Source organism: Paraburkholderia bengalensis, from assembly GCF_037126505.1.
GTDB lineage: Bacteria > Pseudomonadota > Gammaproteobacteria > Burkholderiales > Burkholderiaceae > Paraburkholderia > Paraburkholderia bengalensis.
Genome location: NZ_JACFYJ010000052.1, coordinates 1 through 17,333, shown reverse-complemented (window position 1 = coordinate 17,333; position 17,333 = coordinate 1). Strand labels below are relative to the sequence as shown.

Sequence of the window (17,333 nt, the reverse complement as noted above, 5' to 3'; positions counted from 1 at the left end):
CCGTGACCGACACCGAGATCCTTGAGCGCATTCGCGCGATCTTCAAAGAGAACTTCGCCATCGAGCCCGAGCGCGTGACGCCCGAAGCTCACCTGTTCGAAGAACTCGATCTGGACAGCATCGACGCCGTCGATCTCGCGATCAAGCTGCAGGAGATGACGGGCCGCCGCATCAAGCCGGAGGAATTCAAGTCGGTGCGCACGGTCGGCGACGTGATCGTTGCCGTCGAATCGCTGCTCGCGGCGCAAGGCTGATGCACACACGACGTTCGCACGCCCCAGGCGCTTCGGACGATACGGATGCGCCGCGCGCCACGCGAGACTCGAACGATGTAGCGCGCCAACGTGGCTGGACAGGCTTCGCGCTCGGCGTGATCGCGAAACTCGCGTATCCCGCTGTGATCCTGTGCGCATGGTTTCTCGACGCGCCGCGCTACGTGGGCTGTCTGCTGTTCGCGTTGCTCTGGCTGCAGCGTTGCGCGGGCACGGGCGCGTTCGGCGCGTCGCTGCGCAATCTCACGCGCGTCGACTGGGCGGTGGCGTTCATGCTGAGCGTCGCATCGGCGGGCATCGTGTGGACCAATAGCGAGCAGTTGCTGCGCGTCTATCCGGCGCTCGTCAATCTTGGGCTGCTGATCGTGTTCGGCGCGACGCTCGTGCGAGGTCCGACGATGATCGAGAAATTCGCGCGCATCGGCACGCCCGATCTGAGCGAGCCCGCGATCCGCCACACGCGCCGCGTCACGCAGATCTGGTGCGCGTTCTTTCTCGCCAATGGCATGTTCTCCCTCTACACCGCGCTCTATTGGCCGCGCGAAGCGTGGTCGCTGTATAACGGCGCGATCGCGTATGGTCTCATCGGCCTGTTGCTGGGCGGTGAAATCGCGTGGCGCTATCTGGTGATCCTGCCGCGCGTGCGGCGCTCGGAGTCGGCATGATCGCGCTGCACGATCTGCTTGCATGCGAGCGCGCAGCGCACGTGCCCGTGTGCCGCGACGACGAAGCGAACCAGACGATCGACTTCGCGACGTTTCGCGCGCGCGTGTCCTGCCTCGCGGCGCAACTGCGCGAAACGCGGGCGCGCCGCTACGCGCTGTGCATCGATGATCCGTTCGACTTCGCCTGCGCGCTGTTCGCCTTGTTCGCATGCGGCAAGACGCCCGTGATCCCGGCGAACGCGACGCCCGGGTATCTCGCCGATCTCGCCGATGCGTACGACGCCGTGCTGACGCACGCCGATGTTCGCGCACATGCTGCACATTCCGTTCATGCCGCGCATGAAGCCCGCGCCGCGACGCCGTTGAAGATCGCTGCCGATGCGCCGCTCACGCTCTACACGTCGGGCAGCAGCGGCACGCCCAAGCCGATTCACAAGACGCTCGCGCAATTCGACGCCGAAGTGCACACGCTCGAACGCGAGTGGGGCGCGCTCGTCGGCGATGCAACGATGCTCGCGAGCGTTCCGCATCATCACATCTACGGCTTGCTGTTTCGCGTGATGTGGCCGCTCGCGGCAGGCCGCGCGTTCGACCGCGCAGTCTGCATCGAGCCGCAGCATGTGCAGTCGCGCATCGCGCAGTGCGGCGCGACGGTGGTCGTATCGTCGCCCGCGCAACTGTCGCGCTGGCCCGCGTTGCCCGGCTTTGCGTCATTGGAGCCCGCGCCGCGCGCGTTCTTCTCGTCAGGCGGTCCGCTTTCCGCCGAAGCCGCCGCCGAATACGCGACGGCCTTCGGCGCTGCACCCATCGAAATTTACGGCAGCACGGAGACGGGCGGCATTGCGTGGCGCCGCCAGAACGAAACGTCGGCGTGGCAGCCGATGAACGGCGTCGAAGTGAGACGCGGCGATGACGGCGCGCTAAACGTGCGTTCGCGGCATCTCGGTCACGGCGACTGGCATCGCACCGACGACGCCATCACGATCGACGACGACGGACGCTTGCGCCTGCGAGGGCGCCTCGATCGCGTGATCAAGCTCGACGGCAAGCGCGTGTCGCTGCCCGAGGTCGAGGCGCGGCTCGTGCTGCATCCACATGTCGCGCAGGCGTCCGTGGTGCCGCTCGCGGGCGCGTCGCGCGAACGCGTGGGTGCCGTGGTCGCGCTCACGGAAGCGGGCGGCGAAGCGCTGCGCAGCGAAGGGCGCGTCGCGCTCGCGAAAACACTGCGGCGTCATCTGGCGGCGTATTTCGATGTGGTCGTGCTGCCGCGTCACTGGCGCTTTCGCATCGCGCTGCCGTTCGATGCGCGCGGCAAGCTGCCCGTGGCCGCCGTCGCGGCCGCGTTCGAGCCGCGCGATGAAGGCTTCGAGCTGCTGTCCGAAGCGCGCAGCGGCGACCAGCTGCACTACGAGTTGCGCGTGCCGCCCGCGCTCGTCCACTTCGAAGGCCACTTTCCGGGCCTGCCCATTCTGCCCGGCGTCGTGCAGCTCGATTGGGCCATCCGCCTTGCCGCCGAGCACGTGACGGGTGTGCGCGACATCGAATCCGTCGACCGGTTGAAGTTCACCGCGCCCGTGATGCCGGGCGCGGTGATCAACCTGAAGCTCGCGCACGATGCCGCGCGGCGGCGCGTGCAGTTCGCGTATCGCGTCGATGGCCGCGACTGTGCGTCGGGCGTGATCGTCTATCGGGAGCGCACATGAGCGAAGCCGCATTCGCCGCGTGCATCGTTATTCCGATCTACAACCACAAGGACGCGATCGGCGGCACGGTCGAACGTCTGTCGATGCATCGGCTGCCGCTGTTCGTCGTCGACGACGGCAGCGACGAGGCGACGCAAGCCGTGCTCGCGAAGCTCGCCTGCCAGTACCGCGAGCTGATGACGCTGATTCGCCTGCCCGTCAACGGCGGCAAGGGCGCGGCCGTGATGGCGGGGCTGCGCGCCGCGCGGCGCGCGGGCTACACGCACGCGCTGCAGATCGACGCCGACGGTCAGCACGATGCGAACGACGTGCCGCTTTTCCTCCAGGCCGCGCGCGCCGAGCCGGGCGCCGTGATTCTCGGCCGGCCTGTCTACGACGAAAGCGTGCCGAAGTCGCGTCTCTATGGACGCTATCTGACGCACGTGTGGGTGTGGATCGAAACGCTGTCGCTGACGATCCGCGATTCGATGTGCGGCTTTCGCCTGTATCCCCTCGATGCCGCGTGCGCGCTGATCGACTGCGTCGATCTGCCGACGCGCATGGACTTCGACATCGAGATCCTGGTGCGCCTGTACTGGCGCCGCCTCGCATTCCGCGCAATTCCCACGCGCGTGACCTACGCGACGGACGGTGTGTCGCATTTCGACGTGCTGTGGGACAACGTGCGCATCAGCGCGAGCCACACGCGGCTCGTCTGCGGGATGCTGCTGCGTCTGCCGCTGCTGCTTGCGCACAGGTTCATGCCGCGCAAGTCGGTTGCTACCGACGAAAGCGCGAAATGGTGGCGCGCCGCCGAGCGCGGCAGCCGGCTCGGCATGTCGCTGCTCGCGCTCAGTTGCAAGCTGCTCGGCATGCGCGTCACGGCGCTGTGGCTGCATCCCATCGTCGCGTATTTCCTGCTGACGGGCCGCGATGCGCGCGCCGCGTCGCACACGTATTTCGCGCATCTCGAACAGGCGGCAGCGGGTGAGCGCACGCCGCGTCCCGGCTGGCGTTCGGCTTACCGGCAGATGCTCGCGTTCGCACAATCGGGTCTCGACAAGCTCAACGCATGGTCGGGCCGCATCGATTCGAGCGACGTCGTGTTCGATGATCCGTCCGCATTCGAGGCGCTCGTCGCGAGCAAGCGAGGGGCGCTCGTGATCGGCGCGCATCTGGGCAACCTCGAAATGACGCGCGCGCTTGCGGCGAGCGGCGGCCACGCGAAGGTCACGGCCATCGTCTACACCGAGCACGCGAAGCGCTTCAACAGCGTGCTGTCGACGGCGAATGGCGAGTTTGCGAAGCGTCTCGTGCAGGTCAGCGACTTCGGACCCGAGACGTCGATGATGATGCAGGAGCGCATCGATGCGGGCGAACTGCTCGTGATCGTCGGCGACCGCGTGCCCGCGCACGAATCGGGCCGCACGACGGACGCACAGTTTCTCGGCGCGACGGCGCCGTTTGCGCAAGGGCCGTACGTGCTAGCGCATGCGCTCGGCTGCCCGGTGTATCTGTTCTTCTGCCTGAAGGAGCGCGACGAGCGCAATCGCGAGCGTTATCGCCTTTACTTCGAGCCGTTCGCCGAGCGCATCGACTTGCCGCGCCGCGAGCGCGCGCAGCATATCGCCGCCTGGGCGCAGCGTTACGCGTCGCGTCTCGAACACTATTGCCGCAAGGCACCTTATCAATGGTTCAATTTTTTCGATTTCTGGGCGCGTCCCCGAAAAGCGATCACGCGCGGCATCACACACGGAGACGCGAATGTCCGAACATGATCTGATCGACGGCGCGCATCACGCCTCCACTGCGCAGGCTGCGAGCGTGGTGGTGGGCGGACGCAGGCTGTCGATCGAGGAAGTCGTCGCGGTCGCCAAGGGACGGGCGCACGTTGCGCTCAGCGGCGATCCTGCATGGCGCTCGCGCATCCAGCGCGGCGCGGACTTTCTGCGCCGTCATCTTGCGGCGGGCGAAACGGTGTACGGCGTGAACACGGGCTATGGCGACGCGTGCGTCGTCGATGTGCCGATGGAACTTGTCGAAGCGCTGCCGCTGCAACTGACGCGCTATCACGGCTGCGGCATGGGTGCGTATCTCGACGACGCGCAAACGCTCGCTGTGATCGCCGCGCGTCTGAACTCGCTCGCCTACGGTTTGTCTGGCGTGCGTCCTGTGCTGCTCGAACGTCTCGCCGATCTGATCAATCATCGCGTGCTGCCGCGTATTCCGTCGGAAGGCTCGGTCGGCGCGAGCGGCGATCTGACGCCGCTGTCGTATGTCGCGGCCGCGCTTGTCGGCGAACGCGACGTGATGTTCGACGGGGCGCTGCGCGACGCCGCGGGTGTGTGGGCGCAACTCGGCCACGCGCCGCTCACGCTTGCGCCGAAAGAAGGGCTCGCGCTGATGAACGGCACGGCCGTGATGACGGGCCTCGCGTGTCTCGCGTTCGTGCGCGCCGGACATCTCGCGCGGCTGGCCGCACGTTTGACGGCGCTCGCGACGGTCGCGCTCGACGGCCGCGCCGCGCACTTCGACGCGATGATCTTCGCAGCGAAGCCGCACGCGGGCCAGGCGGACGCGGCCGCATGGATACGCGCCGATCTCGCGGGCCGCGACGATACACCCGGCCATCGTCTGCAGGACCGCTATTCGATCCGCTGCGCGCCGCATGTGATCGGTGTCGCCGTCGATGCGCTGTCGTGGGTGCGCCGCGACGTCGAGAACGAACTGAACAGCGCAAACGACAATCCGCTGATCGACCCCGACGGCGAGCGCGTGCTGCACGGCGGCAACTTCTACGGCGGCCACATCGCGTTTGCAATGGATGCCTTGAAAACCGCCGTGGCGAACCTCGCCGATCTGATGGACCGGCAACTCGCGCTGATCGTCGACGACAAGTTCAACAACGGCTTGCCGCGCAACCTGACGGGCGCGGCGTCGGCGCGCGCGCCCATCAATCACGGCTTCAAGGCCGTGCAGATTTCGTCGTCGGCGTGGACGGCGGAAGCGCTCAAGCACACGATGCCCGCCAGCGTGTTCTCGCGTTCGACGGAAGCGCACAACCAGGACAAGGTCAGCATGGGCACGATCGCCGCGCGCGACTGCCTGCGCGTGCTCGAACTGACCGAGCAGGTCGCGGCCGCGCACACGCTCGCCACCGTTCAGGCGTTGAAACTGCGCATGCGCATCGACGAAGCGACGCTGGTTCCCACGCCGTTGCGCGTGTTCGCCGACGAAGTCGCTGCCCTGTCGCCGTTCGTCGACGAAGACCGCGCGCTCGAAAGCGATCTGCGCGCGCTGACGGCGCGTATCGCGGACTGCGCGCTCGTCGATGTGACGGGAGGTGCGCGTCATGAGTGAGCGTCATCCGCGCCGGACGTTGAAGGCGAGCGCGATCGTCGAGGTGCCGTTTCACGATGTCGACGCGATGAACGTCTGCTGGCACGGCCACTATCTGAAGTACTTCGAGATCGGCCGCGCCGCGCTGCTGCGCGCGTTCGACTACGACTATCGCGAGATGCAGGCGTCGGGCTATCTGTGGCCGATCGTCGAGGCGCATCTGAAATACGTGCGGCCCGCGACCTACGGCCAGCGCATCGACGTGCGCACCGAACTGCTCGAATACGAAAACCGCCTGAAAATAGGCTACGAAATCGTCGATTGCGCAACGGGCACGCGGCTGACGAAGGGCTACACGATCCAGGTGGCGATCGAAGCCGCCACCCAGGAGACGCAGTTCGTGTCGCCGCCCGTGGTGTTCGACAAGCTGGAGCGCGCATGGGCACGATGACACGCCGCATCGCATTGACGGCGGTTTTGCTTGCGGCGGGCACGAGCACCTTGGTTGTCGCGCAGGCCGCGACACAAGCGCAGACGCACAACGGCAACACGGCGCTGGTCCAGCAAGTCGCTTCGCGTCTCGCGCAGAAGAAGGGGGTGCGCGCGCAGTTCACGCAGACGCAGACGCTCTCCGCGATGAAGCAGCCGCTCGTCAGCACGGGCACGCTCGTGTTCTTTCGCGAGCGCGGCGTGATCTGGCGCGTCGATACGCCGTACAAGGCCACCTATGTGATCACCGATGCGGGCGTAACCGAAGTCGATGCGAACGGCAAGCGCGTGAACACGAAGAGCGCGCAAGGGGTGAGAGGCGTCGCGCAGGTCTCGAAGATGATGCGCGCGATGCTCGGCGGCGATCTGTCGGCGCTGTACTCGCAGTTCGACGTCGACGCGCAAGGCACGCCGTCGCAATGGAAGCTCGAACTCAAGCCGGATCAGCCGCAGCTCGCGCAGTCGATCAAGGGCTTGCAGATGACAGGCGGCGAGTTTCTGCAGACGCTGCGCATCACGCTCGCGAACGGCGACGTCACACTGCTCGCGTTCACGAAGAGCGAGGCCATCGACGATCTCGCGCCCATTGAGCGCACGCTGCTGGGAGCACAATGATGCTGATGGCGCGGCAGTGGACGAAGACGCAGTTGTGGGGCATCCGGAGCGCATGGCTCGTGCTCGCGCTCGTCGCTTCCCTGTATTGCGTCCATCGTTTCATGGGCTCGTCGCCGTTGGAAACGAACCTGCTGGCGTTGCTGCCTGCAACGGAAGCCGATCCTGTCGCCGAAAAAGCCGTCGATACGCTCGCGAATGCGCTCGGCGATCGCACGGTGTTCCTCGTCACCAGCAAGGACGCTGCGCGCGCGAAAGCAGCGGCGAAGCAGTTCGGCGCGGCGCTGCAAAAGAGCGGCGCATTCGGCTCGGTGACGGCGGAGCTGCCGCCGTTCGACATGTCGCAGATCGGCGGGCTGTACATGCCGTATCGCTTTGGCCTGCTGACTCGCGACGACCGCGACACGCTGACGGGCAACGCGGCGTCGCTGCACGACGCGCTGATGCAGCGCCTCTACAACCCCGTGCGCGGCCCGCTCGCCACCCAGCTCGCCGATGATCCGTTCGGTTGGCTCGAACACTGGCTGGGCGGATTGCCGCTCGCCACATCGAACCTCGATCTCGAAGACAACATGCTCGTCGCGCATCGCGACGACGCGACGAGCGTTCTCGTCGTCACGACGCTGCGCGGTTCCGCATACGAATCGACGACGCAGCGCGATGTGCTGTCGGCCGTCGCGCAGGCCCAAGCATCGCTGAAGACCGACTACCCTGACGCCGGCATCGCGCGCACGGGCGCCGTGTTCTACGCGGAATCGGCGCGCAGCGCGTCGGAGCGTGAGGTGCATCTGATCGGCGTGGCTTCCGCGGTCGGCATCGCGCTGCTGATGCTATGGGTGTTCCGCTCGCCACGCCTGTTGTTGCTCGGGTTCGTGTCGACGGCGCTCGGCATCGTCTGCGCGCTGGCCGTCACGTTGCTCGTATTCGGCAAGCTCCATCTGCTCACGCTCGTGTTCGGCGCGAGCCTGATCGGCGAGGCTGTCGATTATTCGATTCAGTATTTCGTCGTCTATCTCGGCGCGCGGCGGGGCTGGAACGCGCGGCAAGGGGCGCATTCCGTGCGGCCCGCGCTCGGTGTCGCGCTCGCGACGAGCTTGCTCGGCTACGCGATTCTCGCGTGGGTGCCGTTTCCGGCGCTCAAGCAGATCGCGTGTTTCGCGATCGCGGGCATCTGCACGGCGTTCGCTTCCGTTTTGTGGCTGCTGCCCGTGCTGCTCGTCAAGGGACCGAAGCAGGCGCAGCGGCGTCTGTTTCTGCGCGCCGGTTTGCTGCTCGCCCGATGGCACGCGACGATAGGCGGACGCCGCACGTGGCTCGTCGCGGCCCTGCTGCTGATCGTCGCAGTGCCGGGCTGGCTGCGCCTGACGAGCGACGACGACATCCATCTGCTGATCCAGCGCGACCCGGCCCTGGTGGCGCAAGAGAATCAGGTGCGCAACGCGATCGGCGTCGACAACACCGCGCAATTCTTCGTCGTGCGCGGACCGTCGCAGGAAAGCGTATTGCAGCGCGCCGAAGCGCTCGGCGCGAAGCTCGATGCATTGAACGGCGCACAAGCGGTGAACGGTTGGCAGTCGGTGGCGCAGTTCGTGCCGTCGGCGCAACGTCAGGCCGATGCGCGCGCCATGCTCGCACAGCATGCGTTCAATGATCCCGCTGCGTTGCGCGCGATGCTGTTGCAAGCGGGCTTTCGCGACGAAGTCGCCGACGCGTGGATCGCTTCGTTTGCGAAGTCGAATACCGCGCCCTTGACGATCGAGCACTGGCTCGCGGCACCGTGGTCGCAACCATATCGCCATCTGTGGCTCGGTGCCGTCGATGCGCGCGGCGAACGCGGCTATGCAGCTATCGTGATTCCGCAGCGCGTCACCCCGCAGAACGTCGCCGCCCTGATCGCCATCGCGCGCGCCGTGCAGGGCGTCGCATTCGTCGACAAGGCCGCGAGCGTATCGAAGCTGTTCGGCGCGTATCGCGTCGATAGCGGCATCTGGCTCGCGCTCGCGCTCGCACTCGTGCTGCTTCTGCTGATGGTGCGCTATACGCCGCGCGGCGGCATCGCGACGACGCTGCCCGTGCTGCTCGCCGTCGGCGTGACGCTCGCCGCGTTCGGCTACGCGCGCGTGCCGCTCAATCTGTTCAACTGCCTCGCGCTGATGCTCGTGCTCGGCGTCGGCGCGAACTATGCGGTGTTTCTGCGCGAAGGATGTCTGCGCGATCACGCCGATCTCGGCGCGGTGTGGACGGGCGTGCTGCTGTCGGCGGCAACGACGCTGCTGTCGTTCGGCATGCTCGCGTTGAGCGCGATGCCTGCATTGAAGAGTTTCGGCGCCACGCTGGCGCTCGGCATTCTCGTTTCGGTGCTGCTCGCGCCGATCGGCATGCCGCCCGAAAGAAGGAGAGTCGCATGACGTTGCCCCCCGTTTATCTGCACGCGCCCGGCATGGTCAATGCGCTTGGCGGCGACGTCGCTGCCATCGTGTCCGCGCTCGGCGGCGCGCAATCGCCCGGCATGGGATTGATGCACACGGGCATTGGCGATGCGTTCGTCGGCCGCGTGACGACGCCGCTCGACGTCGCGCCGCCGGCGTCGCTCAAGCGCTTCGACTGCCGTAACAACCGCATGCTGCTCGCGGCGCTCGAACAGATCCGTCCGCAGATCGAGGCCGCGCGCGAGCGCTACGGCTCGCATCGCATCGGCGTCGTGCTGGGCACGAGCACATCGGGCATCGACGCGGCGGAAGTCGCATTCGTGCATCAGGCGCAGGCAGGCGAGTTGCCGGAGAACTTCAACTACCGGCAGATGGAAATCGGCACGGCCGCGCCGTTCGCCGCTGCCGCGCTCGACGTGCAAGGGCCCGCGTTCACGATCTCGACGGCGTGCACGTCGAGCGCGAAGGCGTTCGTGTCCGCGCGGCGCATGCTGCAATTGGGGTTGTGCGACGCGATGATCGTCGGCGGCGTCGATACGCTGTGCGAGTTGACGGTGCAGGGTTTCGCGTCGCTGGAATCGACGAGTATCACGCGCACCAATCCGATGAGCCGCAATCGCAACGGCATCAACGTCGGTGAGGGCGCAGCCGTGTTCCTGATGACGCGCGAAGAGAGCGCCGTGCGCCTGGCGGGCGCGGGCGAATCGAGCGATGCGCATCATGTGTCCGCGCCGGACCCGCGGGGCATCGGCGGCGAGCTGGCATTGCGCGCGGCCTTGAAGGACGCGGGCGTTCAACCATCGTCGATTGCCTATGTGAATCTGCACGCCACGGCCACGCGCAAGAACGACGACATGGAAGCGCATCTGATGGCGCGCGTGTTCGCCGACGGCGTGCCCGTGAGCGGCACGAAGCCGCAGACGGGCCATCAACTCGGCGCGGCGGGCGCAACGGAGCTGGGCTTCGCGTGGCTCGCGCTTGCGCGCGGCGATGTGCCGATGCCGCGCCATCAGTGGGACGGTGAAGCGGACCCGGCGCTGCCCGTGCTCGATCTCGTGGAGGACGAACGCTACGTGGCGCGCAGCGGCACGCAGTATGTGATGAGCAATTCGTTCGCGTTCGGCGGCAGCAATGTCAGCCTGATACTGGCGCGCTGAGCGCGCGGCGAACGCGAGCGGGCAACACGACATAACGACATGACGGCCACACCTGAGACCTCAGATACTTTTCCGCCGATCGACGCGATCCTGCCGCATCGCGGCACGATGCTGCTCGTCGACGGCGTGAGCGCGCTCAGCGACGAAACGCTGACAGCGCATGCGGCCGTGCGCGGCGACGCGTGGTACGCCGACGAACACGGCGCGATGCCCGCCTGGTTCGGCATCGAGCTGATGGCGCAGGGCGTCGCCGCGCACGTCGCGCTGCTCGCGATGCGCGCGGGCGGACGCGCGCGTCCTGGCGTGCTGCTCGGCACGCGCAGCTACAAGGCGCACGTCAGCGCCTTCGCGCGCGACGCGCAATTGACAATCTACGTGCTGGAAGTGCTGCGCAGCGAAGAAGGTCACAGCGCGTACGAATGCACGATCGAACACGACGGCGAGCGGTATGCCGACGCAGTCATCAAGGTCTATCAACCGGGCGATTTTCAGACGTTCATCGAGGGGAGTGTCAGTTCATGAGCCGGCGAGTACTGGTTACGGGCGCGAGCCGCGGCATCGGCCGCGCGATTGCATATCAGTTGGCCGCGGACGGTTTCGCCGTCTCCGTGCATTGCCGCACGGGCCGCGCGGAGGCGGAGGCCGTCACGGCGGGCATCGCCGCGCAAGGCGGCTCGGCGCGCGTGCTGCAGTTCGACGTGCGTGATCGCGCCGCGTGCCGCGAAGTGCTCGAAGCGGATGTCGCCGCGCATGGTCCGTACTACGGCATCGTCAGCAGCGCGGGCGTGACGCGCGACGCCGCGTTCCCCGCGCTCACCGACGAAGACTGGGACATCGTGATCGAAACAGGACTCGACGCGTTCTACAACGTGGTCCATCCCCTCACGATGCCGATGGTCCGCGCGAAGCAGGGCGGCCGCATCGTGACGATCGCGTCGGTGTCGGGCGTGATGGGCAATCGCGGCCAGGTCAACTACAGCGCGGCGAAAGCGGGGCTGATCGGCGCGTCGAAAGCGCTTGCCGTCGAGCTGGCTTCGCGCAACATCACGGTCAATTGCGTGGCGCCCGGGTTGATCGAAACGGGCATGCTCGACGACGTGCCGCTCGAACACGCATTGAAAACCGTGCCGATGAACCGCGTCGGTCAGCCGGCGGAAGTCGCGGCCGTGGTCAGCTTCCTGATGTCGGATGCGGCCTCGTACGTGACGCGTCAGGTGATCGGCGTGAATGGCGGGATGATCTGATGAAGCGCGTCGTCATTACGGGCATGGGCGGTGTCACGGCGCTCGGCAGCCGCTGGGACGAGATCGAGGCCGCGCTGAAGGCGGGCCGCAACGCAGTGCGGCGCATGCCGCAATGGGATTACTTCGAGTCGCTGCATACGCGGCTCGCGTGTCCGCTGCCCGCGTTCGAACAGCCCGCCGACTGGCCGCGCAAGAAGACGCGCTCGATGGGCACGGTGTCGATGTACGCGGTGCGCGCAAGCGAGCTTGCGCTCGCCGATGCGGGCCTCGCCGACGATGCGTCGATCGGCGACGGCCGCATGGGCGTTGCGTATGGCTCGTCGTCGGGCTCCGTTGAACCGATCCGCGCGTTCGGCACGATGCTCGAAACGGGCTCGATGACCAATGTCACGTCGAACAGCTACGTGCAGATGATGCCGCATACGACGGCTGTCAACGTGAGTCTGTTCTGGGATCTGAAGGGCCGCGTCGTGCCGACTTCATCGGCGTGCGCGTCGGGCAGCCAGGCGATCGGCTATGCGTTCGAAGCCATCGTGACGGGCAAGCAGACGCTGATGCTCGCAGGTGGCGCGGAAGAACTGTCGGGCCCCGCCGTCGCCGTGTTCGACACGCTTTACGCAACCAGCACGCGCAACGACGAGCCGCATCTGACGCCGCGTCCGTTCGACGCGAAGCGCGACGGCCTCGTGGTCGGCGAGGGCGCAGCCACACTCGTGCTCGAAGAGTACGAACACGCGAAGGCGCGCGGCGCGACGATTCATGCGGAGATCGTCGGCTTCGGCTGCAACTCGGACGGCGCGCACATGACGCAGCCGACGGCGGGCACGATGGCGCGCGCGATGCAGCTCGCGCTCGAAGATGCAAAGCTCGACGCGAACGCGATTGCGTATGTGAACGCGCACGGCACGTCGACGGATCGCGGCGATGTGGCCGAAAGCCAGGCGACTTTGCAGACCTTCGGCGAGCGCATGCCGATTTCATCGCTGAAGAGCTATGTCGGCCACACGCTCGGCGCATGCGGCGCGCTCGAAGCCTGGTGGACGATCGAGATGATGAAGCGCAACTGGTATGCGCCGACGTTGAATCTGACTGATGTCGATCCTGCCTGCGCGCCGCTCGATTACATCAAAGGCGAGGCGCGCAGCATCGATGCCGAATACGTGATGAGCAACAACTTCGCGTTCGGCGGCATCAACACGTCGCTGATTTTCAGGCGCCTTCGATGAACCGTCGGCAAAGCTTGCAGCGCGTCGTCGTGACGGGCATGGGCATCGTGTCGTGCATCGGCAATACGCTCGATGACGTGAGTGCCGCGTTGCGCGACGGGCGCAGCGGTGTCACGCGCATCGACGCATGGCGCGAGCGCGGCTTCGGCACGCAGGTCGCGGGCGTGGCGTCCGTGGCGCACGAGCCGCCGTTCGAGCGCAAGCTCGAGCGCTTCATGGGCGACACCGCGCGCTTCGCCTGTCACGCGGCGCGCAAGGCGATCGACGATGCGGGGCTCGACGTTGCGGCTTTGCGCTCGCCTGAAGTGGGCGCGGTGATCGGCTCGGGCGTCGGCACGATGTCCGCGTACGACGACGCGCTGGCGATCGCGCACGCGCGCGGCGTCGAGAGAACGCCGCCGTACACGGTGCCGCAGGCGATGAGCAGCACGGCGTCCGCGAACGTCGCCCAGGTGTTCGGCATCGATGGCGTGTCGTATTCGCCGTCGTCGGCGTGCACGACGTCGGCGCTCGCGATCGGCCAGGCGATGCAGCTGATCCAGACGGGCCGCCAGCAGATCGTGCTCGCGGGCGGCAGCGAATGCTTGCACGACAACATGACGCTGATGTTCGACGCGATGCACGCGTTGTCGCGCGGTTTCAACGACGCGCCTGCACGCGCGTCGCGCCCTTACGATACGGCGCGCGATGGTTTCGTGATTGCGTCGGGCGGCGGCGTGCTCGTGCTCGAAGCGCTCGACCGTGCGCTCGCGCGCGGCGCGCGCATCTACGCGGAGCTGACGGGTTTTGGCGAGAGCACCGATATCGGCATGGTGAGCCCGCGCGCGCGTGGCATCGCACGCGCGATGCAGGCAGCGCTCGCCGAAGCGGGCACGCGGCCCGACTACATCAATGCACATGCGCCGTCGACGCCGCTCGGCGACGTCGAAGAACTACGCGCGCTGCAAGCCGTGTTCGGCGACGACGTGCCGCCGTTTTCGTCGACCAAGGGCTTGACGGGGCATCCCCTCGGCGCATGCGGCGCGCACGAAGCGATCTACACGCTGCTGATGATGCGCGACGGCTTCATGGCGGGCACGACGGGGATCGAGCAGATCGAGCCGCTCGCGCAAGCGCTGCCGCTCGTGCAGACGACGCGCGAAGCACGCATCGACAGTGCGATGTCGGTGTCGTTCGGCTTTGGCGGCAGTTGCGCGAGCCTGATGTTCGGAAGAATTTGACCGCAGCCTGTCGGGATCAATCACAGGCACGAGCAGTACGTAACAGCACGCAAGATCACAAACGAGAACGAGGGAAGTCGAATAATGAAAACGAAAATGATGTTGGGGCTGGTAGCGGCCGTGTTGCTCACGCAAGCGGGTTGCACCACGAAGATCCAGTCGCTGCCGCTGCCCGCGGCGTTGCAATCGCAGAATGCACAAGACGTCGCGCTGTATTTCGGCGAGCAGCGGCATGCGCCCGTCAGGCAGACGCTCGGCAGCAAGGAGTTCGCCGTGCGTGTGCCGCGCCAGCCGCAAGACAGCCGGGAGTTCACGTGCAACCTCGCGCTTGCGAAAGGGGTGCAGCAGTTGCGCGATTTTGCTCGCGAGCAGCACGCGAATGCCGTCATCAATGTCACGACGCGCTTTCAACACAACGAATCTACGTCGCCGAACGAGTTCAAGTGCGGCGCGAGCCTGAACGGTTCGACGCTCGCCGTGCGTGGCGACATCGTGACGCTGGAAACACAATAAGCCTTGAATGAAGGGGTGAAACGACAAAGCGTCGCGTTGACCTGCGCCGTTGCTGTTGCGATGCGCGAGCGCGCAACGGCGTTCATCTGCGGCGCAGGCGCGGTGATTGCTGGCGTTGCGTTGGAAGGCGAAGTGGCGACGCTGTGACGGAAGCAGCGTGCGGCGGGGTCGATGCGCGATGCCGCCGCACTGGACGACCGGCTGGACCGCTCATGCCGTCCTGACGGCCGCGACGTTGACGAGCGTTTCGCGGCGCTTGCCGGGCTTCGGCGTGTAGATGCGCAGGCGCTCGAGCAGACCGAAGTCTTTCGCGCGGCTCCACCACAGGTACGGCAGCGAAACATTGCGCGTGCCGAACGCGAAGCCGCCGCGACGGATCATGTCGAGGTAGCCGTCCGCGCTCTTTTGCACGTGCATCGGATGGCGGAACAGCAGCCGGATCACCCAAGACTTGATGTACGCATCGGTCGATTCGGCAAACAGCAGCACGCCACCCGGTTTCAGCACGCGGCGAAATTCGGCGAGCGCGCGTTCCTGCTCGACGAGATGATGAAACGTCTGATGGCAGAACACGATGTCGGCGCTTGCATCGGGCAGCGGCAGGTTCGCGCAGTCGCCGTGCAGCACGTCGATTTCCGTCGCACCCGTGTCGGCACGCTCGCGGCAATGGCGCGCGGACCGTGCAGCGAGTTCGAGCGACGGCTGATGAAAATCGAGTCCGATGATGCGCTTCGGCTTAAACGTTTGCGCGAGCAGCCGGAACGAAATGCCCTGGCCGCAACCGGCATCGACGATCACGGGCGAGGCGGGCAGCGGCGTGTCGATCAGGCGTTTGAGATCGTTGATGGCGACGCGCAGGACGTGATGTTCCCAAGTATGCGTGCGCAAAAACCAGACGCCGAAAGCCGTTTCTGGAACGAACGGCACGCTGTTGGGTGATTCGATGGACTGCACGTTATTCCCCGGTCGGTGGTGGTCTTGGTGGTCTTTGATCTGGATTGTGCGTCATTGTAATCGCTGGAAAGTACTCGAAGCGTTGCGTGCGCAACACGCTATTTGAAGGGTGATTTATGAATCAGGATTCGTCGAAAAGCGCCACGGTGGATGTGGCCATTATCGGCGCGGGCCCGTCGGGTGCCGTCGCTGCGGCGCTGCTGCGCAAGTCGGGGCGCTCGGTGCTCGTGCTCGAACGTCAGCGCTTTCCGCGCTTTTCGATCGGCGAGAGTCTGCTGCCGCAGAGCATGGCCTACCTCGAAGAGGCGGGCATGCTGCAGGCCGTCGTCGAAGCGGGCTTTCAGTACAAGAACGGCGCGCATTTCGTGTATCGCGACCAGGTGTCCGCGTACGACTTCCGCGACAAGCATTCGGCCGGTTGGGGCACGACGTATCAAGTCGAGCGCGCGGTGTTCGACGATCTGCTGATCCGGTGCGCCGCGCAGCAGGGGGCGGACGTGCGCTTCGGTCACACGGTGCTCGCGATGCAGACGGGCGATACGCCCGTGCTCGAAGTCGCCGACGAAGCGGGCGACGCGTATCGTGTGCATGCGCGTTTTGTGCTCGATGCAAGCGGCTTTGGGCGCGTGCTGCCGCGTCTGTTGAATCTCGAAGCGCCGACGCGCATGCCGACGCGCGCTGCGATTTTCACGCATGTACGCGATGGCATTCCCGTCGATGCGCACGATCGCAACAAGATCACGGTGGCCGTGCATCCGGCGCATCGCGATGTGTGGTACTGGATGATTCCGCTCGCGAACGGGCGCTCGTCGGTGGGCTGCGTGGCGGAGGCTGCGTTTCTCGACGTGCCCGAGGCGGAGCGCGAAGCCAGGCTGCGCGCGCTGATACAGAGCGAGCCGACGCTGAATCGCCTGATCGGCGGCGCGCCGTTTCTGATGCCGGTGCGGCACATTGGCGGGTACTCGGCGAATGTCGAGCGGCTGCATGGGCCGGGTTTCGCGTTGCTTGGCAATGCAGGCGAGTTTCTCGACCCCGTGTTTTCGTCGGGCGTGACGATTGCGTTGCGTTCGGCGCATCTGGCTGTGCAGACGCTTGAGCGTCAGTTAAATGGCGAGAGCGTCGACTGGCAGGCGGCGTATGACGTGCCGCTGAGAAAGGGCATCGATACGTTTCGCGCGTTCGTCGAGCGCTGGTATACGGGCGAGTTGCAGGACATCATCTTTTTCCCGGAGCAGACGCCGATGATCCGGCGCATGATCAGCGCGGTGCTGGCGGGTTATGCGTGGGATGAGACGAATCCGTATGTTGCGGAGCCGGTGCGGCGGTTGAACGCGTTGTATGAGGTGTGCAGGGGGTAGGGGTTTTTGTTCGCTGTGCAGCGGGCTTTTTTTTTGTGGGCGATTTGCCTTCGCGGGGCGGGCGTTGCCGGTGCGTGCGTGCCCTTTGCGGGGGCATCCGCTCTTTGTCTCTGGTTGATTAGCGTTGCCCCTGTGCGGGGCGGCACCTACTTTTCTTTGCAGCGGCAAAGAAA

The 17,333-nt window shown here is 66.2% G+C and carries 17 protein-coding genes; 16 read left to right on the top strand and 1 reads right to left on the bottom strand.

Annotated features, from left to right (window positions below; genetic code table 11):
- Positions 1-2 precede the first annotated feature (2 nt).
- From H3V53_RS26190 to H3V53_RS26120, 15 genes are all read left to right on the top strand, one after another.
- Entirely contained in the window at positions 3-254 is a 252-nt protein-coding gene (locus H3V53_RS26190) for an acyl carrier protein (protein ID WP_028369852.1), read from the top strand.
- The gene (locus tag H3V53_RS26185; protein WP_336600433.1) at positions 254-937 is read left to right on the top strand and encodes a COG4648 family protein; all 684 of its coding nucleotides are present in this window, start codon (positions 254-256) and stop codon (positions 935-937) included. Before H3V53_RS26190 ends, H3V53_RS26185 begins: the two co-directional genes overlap by 1 nt.
- On the top strand, positions 934-2,640 hold the full coding sequence (locus H3V53_RS26180) for an ApeI family dehydratase (RefSeq protein ID WP_336600432.1): 1,707 nt from the start codon (positions 934-936) through the stop codon (positions 2,638-2,640). Before H3V53_RS26185 ends, H3V53_RS26180 begins: the two co-directional genes overlap by 4 nt.
- Entirely contained in the window at positions 2,637-4,397 is a 1,761-nt protein-coding gene (locus H3V53_RS26175; protein ID WP_336600431.1) for a glycosyltransferase family 2 protein, read from the top strand. Before H3V53_RS26180 ends, H3V53_RS26175 begins: the two co-directional genes overlap by 4 nt.
- Entirely contained in the window at positions 4,384-5,979 is a 1,596-nt protein-coding gene (locus H3V53_RS26170; RefSeq protein ID WP_336600430.1) for an HAL/PAL/TAL family ammonia-lyase, read from the top strand. The genes H3V53_RS26175 and H3V53_RS26170 overlap by 14 nt, the downstream gene beginning before the upstream one ends.
- The gene (locus H3V53_RS26165) at positions 5,972-6,409 is read left to right on the top strand and encodes an acyl-CoA thioesterase (RefSeq protein WP_336600429.1); all 438 of its coding nucleotides are present in this window, start codon (positions 5,972-5,974) and stop codon (positions 6,407-6,409) included. The genes H3V53_RS26170 and H3V53_RS26165 overlap by 8 nt, the downstream gene beginning before the upstream one ends.
- Entirely contained in the window at positions 6,397-7,062 is a 666-nt protein-coding gene (locus tag H3V53_RS26160; RefSeq protein ID WP_336600428.1) for a LolA family protein, read from the top strand. Before H3V53_RS26165 ends, H3V53_RS26160 begins: the two co-directional genes overlap by 13 nt.
- Positions 7,062-9,467 (top strand): MMPL family transporter, encoded by a 2,406-nt coding sequence (locus tag H3V53_RS26155; RefSeq protein WP_336600457.1) that lies wholly within the window; start codon positions 7,062-7,064, stop codon positions 9,465-9,467. The genes H3V53_RS26160 and H3V53_RS26155 overlap by 1 nt, the downstream gene beginning before the upstream one ends.
- The gene (locus H3V53_RS26150) at positions 9,464-10,645 is read left to right on the top strand and encodes a beta-ketoacyl-[acyl-carrier-protein] synthase family protein (protein WP_336600427.1); all 1,182 of its coding nucleotides are present in this window, start codon (positions 9,464-9,466) and stop codon (positions 10,643-10,645) included. Before H3V53_RS26155 ends, H3V53_RS26150 begins: the two co-directional genes overlap by 4 nt.
- 39 nt (positions 10,646-10,684) lie before the next feature.
- On the top strand, positions 10,685-11,167 hold the full coding sequence (locus tag H3V53_RS26145; RefSeq protein WP_336600426.1) for a hotdog family protein: 483 nt from the start codon (positions 10,685-10,687) through the stop codon (positions 11,165-11,167).
- Positions 11,164-11,889 carry a 3-ketoacyl-ACP reductase FabG2 gene (locus H3V53_RS26140; protein WP_336600425.1) on the top strand — a complete coding sequence of 242 codons (726 nt, stop codon included), beginning with the start codon at positions 11,164-11,166 and terminating at the stop codon, positions 11,887-11,889. The genes H3V53_RS26145 and H3V53_RS26140 overlap by 4 nt, the downstream gene beginning before the upstream one ends.
- Entirely contained in the window at positions 11,889-13,115 is a 1,227-nt protein-coding gene (locus H3V53_RS26135; protein ID WP_336600424.1) for a beta-ketoacyl-ACP synthase, read from the top strand. Before H3V53_RS26140 ends, H3V53_RS26135 begins: the two co-directional genes overlap by 1 nt.
- Positions 13,112-14,335, top strand: coding sequence for a beta-ketoacyl-[acyl-carrier-protein] synthase family protein (locus tag H3V53_RS26130; RefSeq protein ID WP_336600423.1), 1,224 nt, complete (start codon positions 13,112-13,114; stop codon positions 14,333-14,335). The genes H3V53_RS26135 and H3V53_RS26130 overlap by 4 nt, the downstream gene beginning before the upstream one ends.
- Positions 14,336-14,419: 84 nt before the next feature.
- Entirely contained in the window at positions 14,420-14,848 is a 429-nt protein-coding gene (locus tag H3V53_RS26125) for a hypothetical protein (protein WP_336600422.1), read from the top strand.
- A 15-nt stretch (positions 14,849-14,863) separates the two neighbouring features.
- Positions 14,864-14,995 carry a hypothetical protein gene (locus H3V53_RS26120; protein ID WP_419539577.1) on the top strand — a complete coding sequence of 44 codons (132 nt, stop codon included), beginning with the start codon at positions 14,864-14,866 and terminating at the stop codon, positions 14,993-14,995.
- Positions 14,996-15,058: 63 nt separating this feature from the next.
- Here the strand turns inward: H3V53_RS26120 and H3V53_RS26115 are convergent, their stop codons facing one another.
- A complete protein-coding gene (locus H3V53_RS26115) occupies positions 15,059-15,802 on the bottom strand; it encodes a class I SAM-dependent methyltransferase (RefSeq protein ID WP_336600421.1) in 744 nt (247 codons plus the stop codon).
- Positions 15,803-15,918: 116 nt separating this feature from the next.
- Between H3V53_RS26115 and H3V53_RS26110 the strand changes: the two genes are divergently transcribed.
- The gene (locus H3V53_RS26110) at positions 15,919-17,160 is read left to right on the top strand and encodes an NAD(P)/FAD-dependent oxidoreductase (RefSeq protein WP_336600420.1); all 1,242 of its coding nucleotides are present in this window, start codon (positions 15,919-15,921) and stop codon (positions 17,158-17,160) included.
- The last annotated feature ends 173 nt before the right edge of the window (positions 17,161-17,333 follow it).

What these genes read in the sequence shown, in the direction of transcription:
- H3V53_RS26180 (WP_336600432.1), top strand. Translation starts at nt 934, where the DNA reads ATGATCGCGCTGCACGATCTGCTTGCATGCGAGCGCGCAGCGCACGTG.
- H3V53_RS26140 (WP_336600425.1), top strand. Translation starts at nt 11,164, where the DNA reads ATGAGCCGGCGAGTACTGGTTACGGGCGCGAGCCGCGGCATCGGCCGC.
- H3V53_RS26175 (WP_336600431.1), top strand. Translation starts at nt 2,637, where the DNA reads ATGAGCGAAGCCGCATTCGCCGCGTGCATCGTTATTCCGATCTACAAC.
- H3V53_RS26125 (WP_336600422.1), top strand. Translation starts at nt 14,420, where the DNA reads ATGAAAACGAAAATGATGTTGGGGCTGGTAGCGGCCGTGTTGCTCACG.
- H3V53_RS26160 (WP_336600428.1), top strand. Translation starts at nt 6,397, where the DNA reads ATGGGCACGATGACACGCCGCATCGCATTGACGGCGGTTTTGCTTGCG.
- H3V53_RS26110 (WP_336600420.1), top strand. Translation starts at nt 15,919, where the DNA reads ATGAATCAGGATTCGTCGAAAAGCGCCACGGTGGATGTGGCCATTATC.
- H3V53_RS26130 (WP_336600423.1), top strand. Translation starts at nt 13,112, where the DNA reads ATGAACCGTCGGCAAAGCTTGCAGCGCGTCGTCGTGACGGGCATGGGC.
- H3V53_RS26165 (WP_336600429.1), top strand. Translation starts at nt 5,972, where the DNA reads ATGAGTGAGCGTCATCCGCGCCGGACGTTGAAGGCGAGCGCGATCGTC.
- H3V53_RS26135 (WP_336600424.1), top strand. Translation starts at nt 11,889, where the DNA reads ATGAAGCGCGTCGTCATTACGGGCATGGGCGGTGTCACGGCGCTCGGC.
- H3V53_RS26145 (WP_336600426.1), top strand. Translation starts at nt 10,685, where the DNA reads ATGACGGCCACACCTGAGACCTCAGATACTTTTCCGCCGATCGACGCG.
- H3V53_RS26170 (WP_336600430.1), top strand. Translation starts at nt 4,384, where the DNA reads ATGTCCGAACATGATCTGATCGACGGCGCGCATCACGCCTCCACTGCG.
- H3V53_RS26185 (WP_336600433.1), top strand. Translation starts at nt 254, where the DNA reads ATGCACACACGACGTTCGCACGCCCCAGGCGCTTCGGACGATACGGAT.
- H3V53_RS26150 (WP_336600427.1), top strand. Translation starts at nt 9,464, where the DNA reads ATGACGTTGCCCCCCGTTTATCTGCACGCGCCCGGCATGGTCAATGCG.
- H3V53_RS26155 (WP_336600457.1), top strand. Translation starts at nt 7,062, where the DNA reads ATGCTGATGGCGCGGCAGTGGACGAAGACGCAGTTGTGGGGCATCCGG.